Below are 16,172 nucleotides of genomic sequence, written 5' to 3' on the forward strand. Positions count from 1 at the left end.
GACCTTGCAGACAGTGGCCGTCTATGTTGTTCCGGTGACGAACCCCAACCTCCCCCCGGCCCTGTACCTGCCGACCGGTCCGGTCTCCGGGACCACCGACGGCGCCACCGGTGCCAACATCGAGCTGCGCCGCACTCCCGACGGCCGCGTGGCCCTGGTCGCGTTCACCGCACTCGACCGGCTGATCGACTGCTGTGGCGAGCACCAGCCGTGGATCATGATCAACACCGAGCACCTGCCGAAGATCCACCAGGTCAACCCCTACGACGTGATCGTGCTCGACTCCGAACTCCCGATCGAGCTGCGCCACACCGCGCGGGTATAACGAAACCACCGGGTGGTCCAGCTCTCATCCCAGCGGGTAGTGCGGTCCGTAGACTCCGGGACACCAGGCAGTGGAGCTCACGGGAGGTACCGGGTGACCGAGCAGGACGTCGCGAGCACGGGTGGTCCGGTGACCAAGATCCTCGTCGCCAACCGCGGTGAGATCGCGGTCCGCGTGATCAGGGCGGCGAAGGACGCGGGTCTCGAAAGTGTGGCCGTGTACGCCGATCCCGACCGCGACGCACCCCACGTGCGCCTGGCCGACGAAGCGTTCGCGCTGGGCGGCACGACCGCCGCCGAGAGCTACCTCTCCATCGACAAACTCCTCGACGTGGCCAAGCGATCCGGCGCCGACTCCGTCCACCCGGGATACGGGTTCCTGTCGGAGAACGCCGATTTCGCCCAGGCCGTACTGGATGCCGGGCTCACGTGGATCGGCCCGAGCCCACAGTCCATTCGCGACCTCGGCGACAAGGTGACCGCGCGGCACATCGCGACGCGCGCCGGCGCGCCGCTCGTGCCCGGCACCAAGGAGCCGGTGAAGAACGCGGACGAGATCATCGCGTTCGCCGACGAGCACGGCCTGCCCGTGGCGATCAAGGCGGCGTTCGGCGGCGGCGGGCGCGGCCTCAAGGTCGCCCGTACGCGTGAGGAAATCCCCGAGCTGTTCGAATCCGCGACGCGCGAGGCGGTGGCCGCCTTCGGCCGCGGCGAGTGCTTCGTGGAGCGCTACCTCGACAAGCCGCGCCACGTCGAAGCGCAGGTGCTGGCCGATCAGCACGGCAACGCGATCGTCGTCGGCACCCGCGACTGCTCGTTGCAGCGCCGCCACCAGAAGCTCGTCGAAGAGGCGCCCGCGCCGTTCCTCACCGACGACCAGCGCGCCCGGATCCACGAGTCGGCCAAGGCGATCTGCAAGGAGGCCGGCTACTACGGCGCCGGCACCGTCGAGTACCTCGTGGCCACCGACGGCACCATCTCCTTCCTCGAGGTGAACACCCGCCTGCAGGTGGAGCACCCCGTCTCCGAGGAGACGACGGGCCTCGACCTCGTGCGCGAGATGTTCCGCATCGCGCGTGGCGAGAAGCTGCGCATCACCGAAGACCCGGAGCCGCGCGGGCACTCCATCGAGTTCCGCATCAACGGCGAGGACGCCGGGCGCGGCTTCCTGCCGGCGCCGGGCACCGTCACGAAGTTCATCTCGCCCAACGGCCCCGGCGTGCGCGTCGACTCCGGCGTAGAGTCCGGCAGCGTGATCGGCGGCCAGTTCGACTCGATGCTCGCGAAGCTGATCGTCACCGGTTCCGACCGCAACAACGCGCTCGAGCGCAGCCGGCGCGCGCTGGCCGAGTTCGTGGTGGAGGGCATGGCGACTGTGCTGCCCTTCGACCGCGTGATCGTGGACGACCCGGCGTTCATCGGCGACGAGAACGGCTTCTCGGTGCACACGCGCTGGATCGAGACCGAGTTCGACAACAAGATCGAGCCGTTCACCGCACCCGATGCCGAGGCCGAGGAAGAAGCGCCGCGGCAGAACGTGGTGGTCGAGGTCGGCGGCCGGCGGCTCGAGGTGTCGCTGCCGGGTGGCTTCGCGCTCGAAGGCTCCGGCGGCGGCGCGACGGCCACGAAGGCCAAGCCGCGCAAGCGCTCAGGCGGCGCGAAGGCGGCGGCGAGTGGCGACGCCGTCACGGCGCCGATGCAGGGCACGATCGTGAAGATCGCGGTAGAGGAAGGCCAGCACGTCGAGGCGGGCGAGCTGATCGTGGTCCTCGAGGCGATGAAGATGGAAAACCCGGTCACAGCGCACAAAGCGGGCACCGTCACGGGGCTTTCGGTCGAGGTCGGCGCCGCCGTGACTCAGGGCACGCAACTTCTCGAGCTCAAGGACTGAAGTTGTGCCGAATGTCGTGGGTCCGCGGACCCGCGGCGGCATACCATCATCGGTGTGACAGAGGTGCCGTCTCCGCAGCTGCGGATCAGCGACCAGGAACGGGAATCCGCGCTGAACGCGCTCGGTGAGCACATGAGCGCGGGGCGGATCGACATCGACGAGTACGGCGAGCGCTCGGCGCGCATTACCGCGGCCAAGACGCGGGGTGAGCTGGCGGGCCTGTTCGACGACCTGCCCGCTCCGCACCCGGTGTACGGCGGTGCGGCGCCTGTCGCGCCCGCGCCTGTTGCTGCCGCGCCTCCGCAGACGGCGGTGGCCCGGCCCCACGGGTGGAACGGTGGCCAGCGAGCGGCGGCCGCACTGGTCCCGCTGGTGTGGATCGCGACGATCGCGCTCATCGCGACGACGACGCTGCCGGCCTTCCCGCTGATCCTCGCCCCGATCGCGCTCACGGTGGTCGGGCGGGCGTTGTGGGGCCACGGCTGGGACCACCGCGGCGATCGCCCCCGGGTCCGGCGCGAACACCGCATCGACCACCGCGAGGCCCGTCGGGAGATGCGTGACGAGATGCGCGACGAGTTCCGTCGCCGACGAGACCGCTGGTGAGGCGCATCCCGTGCCCGACATGCGGCTGAGCGACGAGGAACGCCAGGACGCGCTCGACGTGCTTTCCGAGCACGTCCGCACCGGCCGCCTGGACGTCGACGAATACGGCACCCGTTCGGCCAAGGTCACGGCCGCCAAGCGGGTCAGCGACCTGGAACCCCTGTTCGACGACCTGCCCTCACCCCGGCCGAGCGCGCTGCTGGCGCCGCGGGCCGGGGCCACGGCCGTGCCCGATCCGAGCCCCGCCGGCGACAGCGCGCTGATGCGGTTCGCCCTGCGGTTCGCCGTGCCGATCGCGGTGGTGGTGGCGATCGCAGTGTTCGTGCTGTCGCGCGGGCGGCTCATCCTCGTCTTCGCGCTGCCCTTGGCCATCCTGCTGATCACGGGCTGGCGCCGGCGCTGATCCACCGATCGGTGACGGCCGGCGTCGAACGGTGGACCCCCGGTGTGCGCTTCGAGCTGCGAGAATCGCGCCCGTGATGGGTGTGGTGCCAGGTGCCGTGCCCCCGCGCGGGGAGCGGCCGGCCGGGCCGCTGTTCGCTGCGTCGGGATCGTGGCGCTCGCCGTGTGCACGATCTGGGCGGCGACGGGTGACCACGTCGGTTCGGTGACGCTCGTCGTCGCGGCCCTGTCGGCGGTGTGGCTGCTGCTGCTCGTGCCCCTGTTTCCCGCGGCGGGCGCAGCACCCGTGGCTCGCGGTCGGGTTCTTCTGCGGCCTGCTGGCCGGGGCGGCCGCCCTCACGACGCTCGACACCACATACACGGCCTTCGCGTCGATCGGCTACCCCATCGCGTTCGTGCTGTTCGCCGCCCGCTGGAGCATCTTCGCCGTGACCGCGACGGCCGTGGTTCCCTTGCTGGAAAAGGGAATCTGGGGCACGGACGCGCCGACGCCGGCCTGGGTGTTCGTCGCGTCGGTGGTCGGGCCGATGCTGTACGCCGCGTGGTTCGTCGGCGCGGAGAACGACAAGCGCCAACGCGGCCCTCGCCGAGGCCAACGCGCGCCTCGAAACCGCGCTAGAGGAGAACGCGGGCTCCACGCGCAGCTGCTCACGCAGGCGCGTGAGGCCGGCGTGCACGACGAACGCCAGCGCATGGCCCGCGAAATCCACGACACGCTCGCGCAGGGGCTCACCGGCATCGTCACGCAGCTGCAGGCGGCGGACCGTGCTGCGTCCGCGGAGTCCCGGCAGCGCCACCTCACCCAGGTCCACACGCACGCCAAGGACAGCCTCACGGAGGCCCGCCGCGCCGTGCAGGCGTTGCGGTCCGAGCTGCTCACGGACTCGCGCTTGCCCGACGCGTTGGCGGAGCTGGCGCGGCGCGTCAGGGACACTTCGGGCGTCGCCGTGACCGCGGAAACGAGTGGCGAACCCGTGCCGCTGCTGCCGGAGCTGGAGGTGACGCTGTACCGCGTGGCACAGGAAGCCTCGGCCAACGCGGAAAAACACGCGCGCGCTTCGCGGATCGCCGTCTCGCTCACCTACGCCGGCAACGTCGTCCTCCTCGACGTCCGCGACGACGGCGCCGGCTTCGACCCCGCGTCACCGGCGCGTGGCGAGGGCACCGGGTTCGGCCTGCAGGCGATGCGCCAGCGCGTGCGGCGCGTGGCGGGGACGTTCGCGCTCGAGTCGGCACCAGGCGAAGGCACCGCGGTCAACGTGCAGCTCCCCGCGATCCCGGCGGACCGATGATCCGCCTGCTGCTCACCGACGACCACCCGATCGTCCGCGACGGCCTGCGCGGCGCGTTCGAGGGCTGCCCCGACATCGAGGTGATCGGCGAAGCGGCCACGGGCGTCGAGGCGCTGGCTTTCGTCGCGCGCCACCACCCCGACGTCGTCCTCATGGACCTGCGCATGCCCGAGCTCGACGGCGTCGGCGCGATCCGCCGGCTCGCCACCGAGCACCCCGCCGTGCGCGTCCTGGTCCTCACCACGTACGACACCGAGGCCGTCGTCCTGCCCGCCATCGAGGCGGGCGCCACCGGTTACCCGCTCAAGGACGCGCCCGTCGCCGACCTGCAGCACGCCGTCCGCGCCGCCGCCCGGGGCGAGCCGGTGCTGGCCCCCGCGGTGGCTGCCCATCTGATGGCGTCCCTTCGGAGTCCTGCGCCGGGCGTGCTGACGGCCCGCGAGCTCGACGTGCTGCGCCTGGTCGCGGCGGGCGCGACCAACCGCGCGGCGGCGAGCCGGCTGTTCATCAGCGAGGCGAGCATCAAGACCCACCTGCTGCACGTGTACGCGAAACTCGGTGTGAACGACCGCGCGGCCGCCGTCGGCGAGGCTTATCACCGCGGGCTGCTCTGACTTCACCCGAATGCCGGACAACGCGGGCGCCGTCGTGCTGGCGGGCCTGGGGACGGCACAGGCACAGGCGGACACGTGGCACGCGACTCTGCTGCCGCTGCCACGAGGGCACGAGGACGTGACCGGTTTCCTCACGGGCACCGACGGCAAAGGTGGGTTCGCCGGGGAGTTCATCATCGACGGCACCTCCCAGGTAGTCACCTGGACTCACGGGCAGCCGACAGTCCGCGGCATTCCGGCCGGGTACGAGTTCGCGCGAGTCGACGACGAGAACAGTTCCGGCGTCGTCCTCGGCAACGCCCTCGCTACGACACCGGCATCAGCCGCGGTTTCCTCTTGGACGGCAACGGTTTCCACCTCCTGCCGGTGGTGTCGGGCTACGTCAGCCCGACGCCGTCGCCTTGAACGACCGAGGTGACGTCCTCACGCTGCTCGTCTCCGCGGACCCGGCCAAGAGCGTCGGCGCGTTGTCCCCGGCCTTCGGCTCGGGCCCGGCCACGATCCCACCGACCGGCGACTGGGCCGACGTGGCGGACGTCGACGAGGACGGCACCGTGCTGACGGCGGCGGTCTCTGGCAGAACGGAGTGCTCACGCCGCCGGCGGTTCCGGCCGGGTACTCCTCTGTCGGCGGCTCGGCCATCCGCGGCGGGGTTGTCGTCGGCTACGGCGTCTCCGCGACCGCCACCGAACGACCTTCCGCTGGGCCACCCCGGACCACCCCGAGATGCTGCCGGACGGCGACGAAGCCACCGACGTCAACAGCACCGGGCTGATCGGCGGCCAGCTACCCAACCGGACCACCCCCAACGCCGGCGCCCCCTTCGGCTGGCAGAGCACGGAACCGAACGGCAAGCTGCCGCTGCCCGCCGGCTACGACCGCAGCGACGTGAAAGCCATCGGCGACGACGGCACCGTCGCCGGCATCGTGTCCAACCGGCCACTCGACGAGGGTGGTGTGCCCGTCATCTGGGCGCGCTGAGGGCCTGACTCTGGTTACGCTCGTGGTGTGGAACCCGTGGAGATCAACGCGGGCGCGTACTACCTGCGCCAGCTGCGGGCGGACCGGCACCTCGATGACCGGGCCGCGTTGATGGAGGCGTTCGCCGATCCCGAGCACCGGCGGTACGTGCTGAACTACCGGCTGCGAACGCTCGACGAAGCGACCGAGTACATCGCGCTGCGCACGGCGCAGTGGTCGCGCGACGAGCGGTGCTCGTGGGCAGTCGCGGAGCCGACGACCGGGCGGCTGCTCGGGGAGGTCGGGTTGCGGGACCTGGACCTGACGTTCGACACGGCCGAAGCCTCCGTCTGGACGCATCCCACCGAGCGGGGCAAGGGCGTGGCCGGCACGGCGCTGAACGCGGCTCTCCGCTACGGCTTCGGCGGGCTCGGGCTGCAGGAGATCAGCTACCGGCACGAGGAGAGCAACGTCGTGTCGGCTTCGGTCGCCGCGAAGTGCGGGTTCACGTACGTGGGGCCGGAGCGGACACCGGCGCCGACGGGTGAGCCGCTGATCCGGTGGATCCGCAAGGCCTGAACCGGCGGTGAAAATTCAGCGAAGGCCGCCTCGGCCGAGCCGGGGCGGCCTTCGGGGCAAAGCCGTGAAGGGCACCCCGAGGAAACCCGAGTCCCTCGAGGTGCCCTCCACGGACCTCAGCTCACTGGCTCGATGATCCCCGACCGAGCCTCCGGCGCCGAAGCGCGCAAGGCGTCCGCCGACTCGTCCGTCGGCTGCGACTGCGATTCGCGTTCGGCCTCCACCCGGGCCGTGTAGACGTCGACCTCGCGCTTGATCGTCTCCGCGGACCAGCCCAGCACCTCGCCGACGAGGCGCGCGACCTGGTCGGCGCAGTCGGCGCCGCGGTGGGCGTACTCGATGGAGATGCGGGTGCGCCGCGCGAGCACGTCTTCCAGGTGCAGCGCGCCTTCGTGGCTGGCGGCGTACACGACCTCGACGCCCAGGTAATCGGGCGCGGAGTCGATCGGCTTGAGCAGCTCGGGGCGGCCGTCGGCCAGCGCGAGCACCTCGTGGACCATCGAGCCGTAGCGGTCGAGCAGGTGCCGCACGCGGTACGGGTGCAGGCCGTGCTGCGCGGCCAGGTGGTCGGCCTGGTTCACGAGCGCGTGGTAACCGTCGGCACCGAGCAGCGGCACCTTGTCCGTGATGGACGACGGCGGCCGGCCGGGCAGGTCCACCACGGCCGCGTCGACGGCGTCGGCCGCCATCACGCGGTACGTCGTGTACTTGCCGCCCGCGATGGCCACCAGCCCGGGCGCCACGCGCGCGACGGCGTGCTCGCGGGAAAGCTTCGACGTCTCCTCGCTTTCACCCGCCAGCAGCGGACGAAGGCCGGCATACACGCCCTCGATGTCATCGTGCGTGAGCGGCGTGGCCAGCACCGTGTTCACGTGGTCGAGGATGTAGTCGATGTCGTGCTTCGTGGCCGCGGGGTGCGCCAGGTCGAGGTGCCAGTCGGTGTCCGTCGTCCCGACGATCCAGTGGTTGCGCCACGGGATGACGAACAGGACGGATTTTTCAGTGCGCAGGATCAGCCCCGACTCCGAGACGATCCGGTCGCGCGGCACCACGATGTGCACGCCCTTGCTCGCGCGCACGCGGAACCGTCCGCGTCCGCCCGAAAGCCGCTGCAGCTCGTCGGTCCACACACCGGTGCAGTTGATGACCGCGCCGGCCTGGATCTCCGTCTCGCGCCCGTCCTCGACGTCACGCACCCGCACGCCCGAGATGCGGTCGGCCTCGCGCAGGAAACCCACCACCTGGGTCGACGTGCGCACCACGGCGCCGTAGTGCGCGGCGGTGCGGGCGACGGTCATGGTGTGGCGGGCGTCGTCGGACTGCGCGTCGTAGTAGCGGATGCCCCCGATCAGGGCCGACCTTTTCAACGCGGGAACCATCCGCAAAGCACCCGCACGGGTGAGGTGCTTCTGCCCCGGGACGGACCGCGCGCCGCCCATCGTGTCGTACATCAACAGGCCCGCGGCGGTGTATGGCCGCTCCCACCCGCGGTGGGTCAGCGGGTACAGGAAGCTCACCGGCTTCACCAGGTGCGGGGCCAGCTTGGTCAGCATCAGCTCGCGCTCGTGGAGCGCTTCGCGGACCAGCCCGAACTCCAGCTGTTCCAGGTAGCGCAGGCCACCGTGGAAGAGCTTGCTCGACCGGCTCGACGTGCCGGATGCCAGGTCACGGGCCTCTACGAGGGCCACGCGCAGGCCGCGCGTCGCCGCGTCTAGTGCTGTCCCGGCGCCCACGACGCCGCCACCGATCACGACCAGGTCGAAGGTCTCCTTGCCGAGGCGCTGCCAGGATTCCTCGCGCGCCGCCGGTCCCAGCTTCGCTTCCGTCACCGCGGCTGCCCTCCTCGCGACTGGCTGCTGTGCACCCCTCCAGCATTGCACGACTACCGAGCGCACCGCTCGGCCTGGAAACTTGTCCGTTCCAGCGAGGCAGAGCAGCATGGTAGGTCTCGGCGCAAGGAGGCGTCGACTTGAGAGGGGAAGCGATGAGCGAGCAAATCTCTCAGAGGTCAAACGCTTGGAGCCGACTACGCTCGAACATTGGCGGCGAAATGCTCGCCGAGTTTCTCGGGACAGCCGTCATCATCCTGCTCGGCTGCGGCTCGGTCGCGGTCGCGGTGGTGGGTCTCCCAGGATCCGGTCGGCAGTCGGTCGATTTCGGTGCGTCCAACTGGCTGATCATCGCGTTCGGCTGGGGCTTCGCGGTGATGTTCGCGGTCTACATGTCCGCCGGCGTCAGCGGCGCGCACCTCAACCCCGCGGTGACTCTGGCCTTCGCCGTCCGGCGGAAGTTCGCGTGGGCCAAGGTGGTGCCGTTCTGGGTGGCCCAGGTGCTCGGCGCCCTGGCCGGCGCCGCAGTGGTCTACGCCGTCTACCACGATGCCATCGACGCCTTCAACGCCGCGCAGAACCCACCACTGTCGCGACCGGACTCATTGGGCACGTTCTCCATCTTCGCGACCTTCCCGGCCGAGTACTTCGGCAACGGGGTGTGGGGACCGCTGCTCGACCAGATCGTCGGCACCGCGATCCTCGTCGGGATCATCGCGGCGTTGATCGACAACCGGAACAACGCCCCGGAGAGCAACTTGGGGCCGGCCCTGATCGGCTTCGTGGTCGTGGGGATCGGGCTGTCGTTCGGCACGAACGCCGGTTACGCGATCAACCCCGCGCGTGACTTCGGACCGAGGCTGCTGACCCTGTTCGAAGGGTGGGGGAACAAGGCGTTCCCCGGCAACGGTGCCTGGTTCAGCAACTACTGGTGGATCCCGATCGTCGGGCCACTCGTCGGTGGTTTGGTCGGCATTTTGATTTACGACCTCCTCATCGGCCAGGTCCTGACGGCCCGGGAGAAGGCTCCCGGCGAGTTCCTGCCTGAGCCGGGGCGCGTCCCTGCCGACCAATCGGCCGAGAGCCAGCGGACGAGTGCCGAATGATCCGCGAGATCACCGTTCCGATGGAGCTCGCCAGAGCGAGGGAGCAACGATGACTTCGTACGTAGCCGCGATCGACCAGGGCACCACGTCGACCCGCTGCATGATCTTCGACCACTCCGGCCGGGTGGTCGCCGTCGACCAGCGCGAGCACGAGCAGATCTTCCCGAAGGCCGGCTGGGTCGAGCACAACGCCGAGGAGATCTGGGAGAACACGCGCGCCGTCGCTGCGGGCGCGCTCGCCAAGGCGGACCTGACCGCCAAGGACATCGTCGCCGTCGGGATCACCAACCAGCGCGAGACGGCGCTGGTGTGGGACCGGAACACGGGCAAGCCGGTGTACAACGCGATCGTCTGGCAGGACACGCGCACGGACAAGATCGTCGGCGAGCTCGGCGCGCTGGGCGGTGGCCAGGAACGCTATCGCCAGAAGGTCGGCCTCCCGCTCGCGACGTATTTCTCCGGCCCGAAGGTCAAGTGGATCCTCGACAACGTCGAAGGCGCCCGCGCGAAAGCCGAGGCCGGGGACCTGGTCTTCGGCAACATGGACACCTGGGTCCTGTGGAACATGACGGGCGGCGTCGACGGCGGCATCCACGTCACCGACCCGACCAACGCGTCTCGCACGCTGTTGATGGACCTCGACACGCTGCAGTGGGACGCGGACATCGCCGGGGAGATGGGCATTCCGCTCTCGATGCTGCCGGAGATCCGCTCGTCGTCGGAGGAGTACGGCAAGGTTCGCGAAAAGGGTGCGCTCGCGGGTGTGCCGATCGCCGGGATCCTCGGCGACCAGCAGGCCGCGACGTTCGGGCAGGCCTGCCTCTCGCCCGGCGAGGCCAAGAACACCTACGGCACCGGCAACTTCGTGCTGCTCAACACCGGCACTGAAAAAGTCATGTCGGACAACGGCCTGCTCACCACGGTCTGCTACAAGATCGGCTCCAACGACACCGTCTACGCGCTCGAAGGTTCGATCGCCGTCACCGGTTCGCTGGTGCAGTGGCTGCGCGACAACCTGGGCATGATCGCGTCGGCCGCGGAGATCGAGGAGCACGCCCGCACGGTGGAGGACAACGGCGGCGCGTACTTCGTGCCGGCGTTCTCCGGTCTGTTCGCGCCGTACTGGCGCTCGGACGCGCGCGGCGCAATCGTCGGCCTCACGCGGTTCGTCAACAAGGGTCACCTCGCGCGGGCCGTGCTCGAGGCGACCGCGTTCCAGTCGCGTGAGGTCATCGACGCGATGGACGCCGACTCCGGCGTGCCGCTGAAGTCGCTGAAGGTCGACGGCGGCATGGTCGTGAACGAGCTGCTCATGCAGTTCCAGGCCGACATCCTCGGCGTGCCCGTGATCCGGCCGGTGGTGGCTGAGACCACCGCGCTGGGCGCGGCCTACGCAGCCGGGCTCGCCGTCGGGTTCTGGGAGTCGGAGGACGACATCCGCACGAACTGGGCGCAGGACAAGCAGTGGGACCCGTCGATGGACGAGTCGCGCCGTGAGTCGGAGTACCGCAACTGGAAGAAGGCCGTGACGAAGACGTTCGACTGGGTCGACTGACCCGCGCCTTCGTTTCGGCGAACGGCCCCCGTCCGGCTGCGGACGGGGGCCGTTCGCGTTCTCGGATACGGCACCACGGCGGTATTCGGGTCAGGCTCCCCAGCCCTCTTGGGTGCCGGACTGCTCGTTGGGCGCCATGAGCTGGAACGACGCGCCCTGGTTGTCCTTGGCCACGAGCATCCGCCCGAACGGCGTGTCCACCGGGTTCTCGGTCACCGTGCCGCCCAGCTCGGGGATCTTGGCCGCGGCGGCATCGACGTCGGCGGACCAGAAGTAGGTCATCCAGCCCGGTTCGTAGTCGCCGTTCGCCTGGCCGAGGCCACCGGTCGGGCGGCCGTCGACGTCAAGGGTGGCGTAGGTGAACTCGTCGTTGGAGATGTCGTTGAACGAGTAGCCGAAGACGGTGCCGTAGAAGGTCTTGGCGGCGGCGAAGTCGCGGGACATGCTCTCGTTCCACGCGAGCGTGCCCGGCGCGAGCGTGACCTGCGTGCCGTAGTGCAAGCCGGCCTGCCACAGGCCGAACACGGAGCCCGTCGGGTCTGCCGCGATCGCCATGCGGCCCTGGGTCATCACATCCATCGGCGGCGCGACGACGCGGCCGCCGGCCTCGGTGATGGCGGCCACGGCCTTGTCCACATCGGACACCGCAAGGTACGTGGTCCACGCGGCCGGCATCCCCGCCTGCTCGGCCGGGATCTCCCCCACCCCGGCCACCGGACGCCCCGCGAGCTGCGCCATGCCGTAGTAGCCGGTTTCGGCGCCACCGAACTGGACGTCCCAGCCCAGCAGGCTTTCGTAGAACTTCGCGGCGGCGGTTCTGTCGGGCACCATCAGGTCGACCCAGCACGGCGTGCCGTCGGGCCAGCGTTCGTCGCGGAACAACATCTGCACTCCCCATGATCAGTTGCGATGCGGATTGTGTCTGCGGCCACAGTCTTGCACCGGGCACCGACAAAACCGGAGAACCATCACGAACGAGCAGCGATCAGTGACCGTCGGCGACGAACCGCGCGTAGACGATCACGTTGTCCTCGTAGTTGTGCGCCGCGCGGTCGAACGCGCCGCCGCACGTGATGAGCCGCAGCTGCGCGTCGGGAGTGTCGCCGTACACCGCGTCGCTCGGGAACACGTCCTTCGGCACCTGGTCCACCTTGGTCACTTCGAACCGCGCCGTGCTGCCGTCTTCCCGCTTGATCGACACCTGGTCCCCGGGCGCCATTTCCTTGAGGTGGAAGAAGATCCCCTCGTGCTTGTTGCCGTCCACGTGCCCGAGCACCACCGCCGGCCCACGCTCCCCCGGCGTCGGCGAGTACTCGTACCAGCCGGCTTGCAACGGTGTGCTCACCGGCGGTACCTGCACGGTGTTGTCGGCGTTGAGCCCGAGCGGGACGAGCGTGGAGTGCGCGTCGATCTTCGGGATGTCCAGCGACACCGGTCTGGACTTCGGCAGCACCACGGCCGTCTCGGGCGCCGGCGCGGTCACGGAATGCCCCACCGGCGGTGGCGGCGCCGATGCGGACGGAGCGGCACAGCCACCGAGCGCGGCCAGTGCCGCCAGAGCCACCGCGGCAAGCGTCTTTCTGAGCATGTCTCCCCCTTCGGGTGCCGAGGGCGCACTGAGCACCCAACCAGGTGACCGAGCGCGGTCGCCGGAGGGGCCACGACTCCCTCCGGCGACCGGGTTCCGTCAGCCGCGCGAGCGCCGCCGCGCCAGCACCATCCCCGCGCCGCCGACGGCGAGCACGCCCATCGCACCCGCGGCCACCGCGCGCCCGGAGGACGAGTCGTCGACGGGACCGTCGGTGCCACCGGTCTGCGGCGCCCCACCGGCACCTTGGTGACCTGCTTCGGCGTCGTCGGCGTGGTCAGACTCCCCGAACGTGATCACCGGTGAAGACAGCTTCGTGCTCGTCTTCGGCGGGCACACCACCCGCGCCGTGACCGAGTCACCGGCTTTGGCCGCACGCGGTAGGACCGTCAGCGACAGCTTGGGCCGGCGGTGGTCGCCCGTCGGCGTGGCTTGTCCGGCGTGGGCTTGTCCGACGTGGGCGGGACCGGCGTCGAGGTGCTCGACGGCGGCTGCTCCGGCGTGGCCGGCGTGGCGGACTCGGCCGCGAAGGCGGGCGCCGCCGTGAACAGGCCGATCGTGAGAATCGGCGAAAAAACGGCAATGCGCTTCATCGAAGTTCCCCTCAGCTGATTTCCGCAACGGAGCACAGCGTATTCCGCAACCACGCGCGCACAGTTCTCCCTGCCGCGCGGCCGGTGCTCCTCCGACACCATGAAGACGTCTCTGACCTGCACCGAGTTGTCAGTCAGGGTAACAATGGGGCACGCCGGGAAGCCAGGCAAGCGCACACGAAAAAGCCGCCAGAAATGGTTCCCGGCGGCGTTTTGTGAAACTGGTGCACTATTTGGCGAGGCTTCCGTCGCCCGCCTTGGCGGCGCCTGCCGGAACCGTCGTCACCTGGGCGGCCGGCACGGTGAACGTGGCGGTGTAGTTCTTTCCGCCGCACGCCACCGTGAGCGGGTAATCGCCGGCGGCGGTGCCGGACACGAGGTCGGCGTCGGCGGAGACCGTGGCGTGTACGCCGAGGAAGGGGCCGAAGTCGTAGTTCGCGAACTTCAGCACGGGCGAGCTGAACGTGGTCGAGCCGGCCTTGGCGCCGGGGCAGTCGGCGAGAGCGACGTTGGACTCGCCGCGCTGGAAGTGGTTCACCAGCCCGTGCAAGGCCGCCGTGTCCTGGTTCAGCTGCACGGTCACGGCCGGCGCGGGCGCCGCCGCGGGCCCTCCGGTCGCCGCCACCGCTTGGCCGGCCACGGCGACCGTCCCGATCGCCACCGCCGCAACGAAAACCGCCCTCTTGCGCACCCTCGGCCCCTTGTCCCGCTCAGTCATCAGCCTGTCACCGCACAAGACGCGGCGAGCCACGTGGGGTTGCGCGGGAACGGAAATCCGTTCGAACCAGATCGGTCGGGTCAGTCGAGGTCGTCGTGGCGCATCAGCTGGCGCCCGGCCTCGGTGATCGAGCCCGACAGCGACGGGTACACCGAGAACGTCAGCGCCAGGTGGTCCACCGTGAGCTGGTTCTGCACGGCCAGCGCGATCGGCAGGATCAGCTCACTCGCCGACGGCGCCACGACCACACCGCCGACCACCACACCGGTGGCGGGGCGGCAGAAGAGCTTCACGAAACCGCGGCGCAGACCTTCCATCTTGGCGCGCGCGTTGGTGGCCAGCGGCAGCATGATCGTGCGCGCGGGCACCTCGCCGGAGTCGATGGCGTGCTGGCTGATGCCGACGGTCGCGATCTCCGGGTGCGTGAACACGTTGGCGGCCACGGTCTTCAGCTTGATCGGCGCCACGCCCTCGCCCAGCGCGTGCCACATCGCGATGCGGCCCTGCATGCTCGCCACGGACGCGAGCATCAGCACGCCGGTGCAGTCACCCGCCGCGTAGATGCCGGGGACGGTGGTGCGCGACACGCGATCGACCGTGATGAACCCGCCAGGGCCGGGCTCGATGCCCACGCGGTCGAGACCGATGTCGGAGGTGTTCGGGACGGACCCGACGGTCATCAGGGCGTGGCTGGCCTCGATCACGCGCCCGTCGGCGAGGTGCACCTCCACGCCCTTCTCGGTGCGCTCCACGCGCTCGGCGCGCGCGTGCTTCGCGACGGTGGTGCCGCGCTGGGAGAAGACCTCTTCGAGGACCGCGGCGGCGTCGGCGTCCTCGTGGGGCAGCACGCGGTCGCGGCTGGACACCACGGTGACCTTCACGCCCATCTCGGTGTACGCGGAGGCGAACTCGGCGCCCGTGACACCCGAGCCGATCACGGCGAGGTGCTCGGGCAACTCGGTGAGGTCGTAGAGCTGGCGCCAGTCGAGGATGCGCTCGCCGTCGGGCACCGCGCCAGGCAGCACGCGCGGGGTGGCGCCGGTGGAGATGAGGACGACGTCGGCCTGCAGGGCCTCCGTGGTGCCGTCGGCGTGGGTCACGGCGACCTTGTGTGTCGCCAGGCCCGGCTCGTCGTCGCAGAAGCGGGCGGTGCCGTTGACCACGCGCACACCCTCGCGCTGCACGCGGGCGCGGATGTCGGCCGACTGCGCGAGCGCGAGTCCCTTCACCCGACCGTGGACAGTCGGCAGGTCGACGCTCGTGTCGGCGAGGTCGGTGTTGATGCCCAGCTCACCGAGGTCGTGCATCTTCGCCAGCGCGCCGGACGAGGCGATGAACGTCTTCGACGGAACGCAGTCGTAGAGAACACAAGCGCCGCCCAGGCCGTCACGCTCGACGATCGTCACGTCGGCGCCGTGCTGCGCAGCGACCAAGGCGGCTTCGTAACCCGCCGGGCCCCCGCCCATGATCACGATCCTGGTCACCTGAGGTCCTCCTCGATACGCGTGCGGCCGGTGGTCACAACGTTACGCGGAGGGCTTCGCGACCAGCGAAGTGGCCGGACACGGCATGTGCATCCGCTTGGGCGTGGAGCGGGTCGCTAGGCTGTCGCCCGTGCCGTTGTATGCCGCTTACGGATCGAACATGGAGCCCGCCCAGATGCTGGAGCGCGCCCCGCACGCACCGATGGCCGGCACCGGCTGGCTGGAGGGCTGGCGGCTGACCTTCGGGGGCGAAGACCTCGGCTGGGAAGGCGCGCTGGCCACCATCGTCGAGGACCCGGACTCCCGGGTCTTCGTGGTGCTCTACGACGTGACCCCGCTCGACGAGGCCGGGCTCGACCGCTGGGAAGGCGGCGAGCTCGGCATGCACAACAAGATCCGCCTGCGGGTCCAGACCATGGACGGCTCGGTGCTCGCCTGGCTCTACGTGCTCGACGCGTACGAGGGCGGCCTGCCGTCCGCCCGCTACCTCGGCGTGCTCGCCGACGCGGCCGAAGCCGCCGGAGCGCCCGCCGACTATGTGGATGACCTGCGCACCCGGCCGTGCTCCGGGATCACCGGCTGACCACAGCCCTGTGGACAACTCGGCCGATTTACGCGCCGACCTGGGCAT

The 16,172-nt window shown here is 70.2% G+C and carries 18 protein-coding genes; 12 read left to right on the forward strand and 6 right to left on the reverse strand.

Annotation, left to right across the window (positions count from 1 at the left end; all coding sequences use genetic code 11):
* The first annotated feature begins 34 nt into the window (after positions 1–34).
* The 8 genes from AB0F91_RS12600 (at position 35) to AB0F91_RS12635 (ending at position 6,668) form a co-directional block, all read left to right on the forward strand.
* Complete coding sequence (locus tag AB0F91_RS12600) at positions 35–325, forward strand: SAV_915 family protein (RefSeq protein ID WP_360597229.1); 291 nt, start codon at positions 35–37, stop codon at positions 323–325.
* A gap of 93 nt (positions 326–418) precedes the next feature.
* Positions 419–2,215: an acetyl/propionyl/methylcrotonyl-CoA carboxylase subunit alpha gene (locus AB0F91_RS12605; RefSeq protein ID WP_360597231.1), complete on the forward strand. Its 1,797-nt coding sequence runs from the start codon at positions 419–421 to the stop codon at positions 2,213–2,215.
* A 54-nt stretch (positions 2,216–2,269) separates the two neighbouring features.
* Positions 2,270–2,821 (forward strand): DUF1707 domain-containing protein, encoded by a 552-nt coding sequence (locus AB0F91_RS12610; protein WP_360597232.1) that lies wholly within the window; start codon positions 2,270–2,272, stop codon positions 2,819–2,821.
* 19 nt (positions 2,822–2,840) lie between these two features.
* Positions 2,841–3,224 (forward strand): DUF1707 domain-containing protein, encoded by a 384-nt coding sequence (locus AB0F91_RS12615; protein ID WP_360597804.1) that lies wholly within the window; start codon positions 2,841–2,843, stop codon positions 3,222–3,224.
* Between the two features lie 394 nt (positions 3,225–3,618).
* Entirely contained in the window at positions 3,619–4,515 is an 897-nt protein-coding gene (locus tag AB0F91_RS12620; RefSeq protein WP_360597234.1) for a sensor histidine kinase, read from the forward strand.
* The gene (locus tag AB0F91_RS12625) at positions 4,512–5,129 is read left to right on the forward strand and encodes a response regulator transcription factor (protein WP_360597236.1); all 618 of its coding nucleotides are present in this window, start codon (positions 4,512–4,514) and stop codon (positions 5,127–5,129) included. The genes AB0F91_RS12620 and AB0F91_RS12625 overlap by 4 nt, the downstream gene beginning before the upstream one ends.
* 726 nt (positions 5,130–5,855) lie before the next feature.
* The gene (locus tag AB0F91_RS12630) at positions 5,856–6,110 is read left to right on the forward strand and encodes a hypothetical protein (RefSeq protein ID WP_360597237.1); all 255 of its coding nucleotides are present in this window, start codon (positions 5,856–5,858) and stop codon (positions 6,108–6,110) included.
* A 27-nt stretch (positions 6,111–6,137) separates the two neighbouring features.
* On the forward strand, positions 6,138–6,668 hold the full coding sequence (locus AB0F91_RS12635) for a GNAT family N-acetyltransferase (protein WP_360597238.1): 531 nt from the start codon (positions 6,138–6,140) through the stop codon (positions 6,666–6,668).
* A 116-nt stretch (positions 6,669–6,784) separates the two neighbouring features.
* Here the strand turns inward: AB0F91_RS12635 and AB0F91_RS12640 are convergent, their stop codons facing one another.
* On the reverse strand, positions 6,785–8,497 hold the full coding sequence (locus tag AB0F91_RS12640; protein ID WP_360597239.1) for a glycerol-3-phosphate dehydrogenase/oxidase: 1,713 nt from the start codon (positions 8,495–8,497) through the stop codon (positions 6,785–6,787).
* 155 nt (positions 8,498–8,652) lie between these two features.
* On the opposite strand from AB0F91_RS12640, the gene AB0F91_RS12645 reads away from it, so the two are divergent.
* Positions 8,653–9,603, forward strand: a complete 951-nt coding sequence (locus AB0F91_RS12645; protein WP_360597241.1) for an MIP/aquaporin family protein — start codon at positions 8,653–8,655, stop codon at positions 9,601–9,603.
* A gap of 49 nt (positions 9,604–9,652) precedes the next feature.
* Entirely contained in the window at positions 9,653–11,158 is a 1,506-nt protein-coding gene (glpK, locus tag AB0F91_RS12650) for a glycerol kinase GlpK (RefSeq protein ID WP_360597243.1), read from the forward strand.
* A gap of 90 nt (positions 11,159–11,248) precedes the next feature.
* Here the strand turns inward: glpK and AB0F91_RS12655 are convergent, their stop codons facing one another.
* The 3 genes from AB0F91_RS12655 to AB0F91_RS12665 all read right to left on the reverse strand — a co-directional run bounded on the left by AB0F91_RS12655 (position 11,249) and on the right by AB0F91_RS12665 (position 13,046).
* Positions 11,249–12,043 (reverse strand): VOC family protein, encoded by a 795-nt coding sequence (locus AB0F91_RS12655; RefSeq protein ID WP_360597245.1) that lies wholly within the window; start codon positions 12,041–12,043, stop codon positions 11,249–11,251.
* Between the two features lie 100 nt (positions 12,044–12,143).
* Positions 12,144–12,746: a class F sortase gene (locus tag AB0F91_RS12660; RefSeq protein ID WP_360597246.1), complete on the reverse strand. Its 603-nt coding sequence runs from the start codon at positions 12,744–12,746 to the stop codon at positions 12,144–12,146.
* A gap of 99 nt (positions 12,747–12,845) precedes the next feature.
* Positions 12,846–13,046: a hypothetical protein gene (locus AB0F91_RS12665; protein WP_360597248.1), complete on the reverse strand. Its 201-nt coding sequence runs from the start codon at positions 13,044–13,046 to the stop codon at positions 12,846–12,848.
* 147 nt (positions 13,047–13,193) lie between these two features.
* Between AB0F91_RS12665 and AB0F91_RS12670 the strand changes: the two genes are divergently transcribed.
* A complete protein-coding gene (locus tag AB0F91_RS12670; protein WP_360597249.1) occupies positions 13,194–13,358 on the forward strand; it encodes a hypothetical protein in 165 nt (54 codons plus the stop codon).
* A gap of 210 nt (positions 13,359–13,568) precedes the next feature.
* Here the strand turns inward: AB0F91_RS12670 and AB0F91_RS12675 are convergent, their stop codons facing one another.
* Together AB0F91_RS12675 and AB0F91_RS12680 are read right to left on the reverse strand one after the other, a co-directional pair.
* On the reverse strand, positions 13,569–14,030 hold the full coding sequence (locus tag AB0F91_RS12675; protein WP_360597806.1) for a hypothetical protein: 462 nt from the start codon (positions 14,028–14,030) through the stop codon (positions 13,569–13,571).
* Between the two features lie 107 nt (positions 14,031–14,137).
* Positions 14,138–15,541 (reverse strand): NAD(P)H-quinone dehydrogenase, encoded by a 1,404-nt coding sequence (locus tag AB0F91_RS12680; protein WP_360597250.1) that lies wholly within the window; start codon positions 15,539–15,541, stop codon positions 14,138–14,140.
* Between the two features lie 130 nt (positions 15,542–15,671).
* Here AB0F91_RS12680 and AB0F91_RS12685 point away from each other — a divergent pair, with 130 nt between their 5' ends.
* Positions 15,672–16,124, forward strand: a complete 453-nt coding sequence (locus AB0F91_RS12685; protein ID WP_360597252.1) for a gamma-glutamylcyclotransferase — start codon at positions 15,672–15,674, stop codon at positions 16,122–16,124.
* Positions 16,125–16,172 lie beyond the last annotated feature (48 nt).

Source organism: Amycolatopsis sp. NPDC023774, assembly GCF_040639695.1.
Taxonomy (GTDB): Bacteria; Actinomycetota; Actinomycetes; order Mycobacteriales; family Pseudonocardiaceae; genus Amycolatopsis.

What these genes read in the sequence shown, in the direction of transcription:
- AB0F91_RS12615 (WP_360597804.1), top strand. Translation starts at nt 2,841, where the DNA reads ATGCGGCTGAGCGACGAGGAACGCCAGGACGCGCTCGACGTGCTTTCC.
- AB0F91_RS12625 (WP_360597236.1), top strand. Translation starts at nt 4,512, where the DNA reads ATGATCCGCCTGCTGCTCACCGACGACCACCCGATCGTCCGCGACGGC.
- AB0F91_RS12630 (WP_360597237.1), top strand. Translation starts at nt 5,856, where the DNA reads ATGCTGCCGGACGGCGACGAAGCCACCGACGTCAACAGCACCGGGCTG.
- AB0F91_RS12645 (WP_360597241.1), top strand. Translation starts at nt 8,653, where the DNA reads ATGAGCGAGCAAATCTCTCAGAGGTCAAACGCTTGGAGCCGACTACGC.
- glpK (WP_360597243.1), top strand. Translation starts at nt 9,653, where the DNA reads ATGACTTCGTACGTAGCCGCGATCGACCAGGGCACCACGTCGACCCGC.
- AB0F91_RS12655 (WP_360597245.1), bottom strand. Translation starts at nt 12,043, where the DNA reads ATGTTGTTCCGCGACGAACGCTGGCCCGACGGCACGCCGTGCTGGGTC.
- AB0F91_RS12660 (WP_360597246.1), bottom strand. Translation starts at nt 12,746, where the DNA reads ATGCTCAGAAAGACGCTTGCCGCGGTGGCTCTGGCGGCACTGGCCGCG.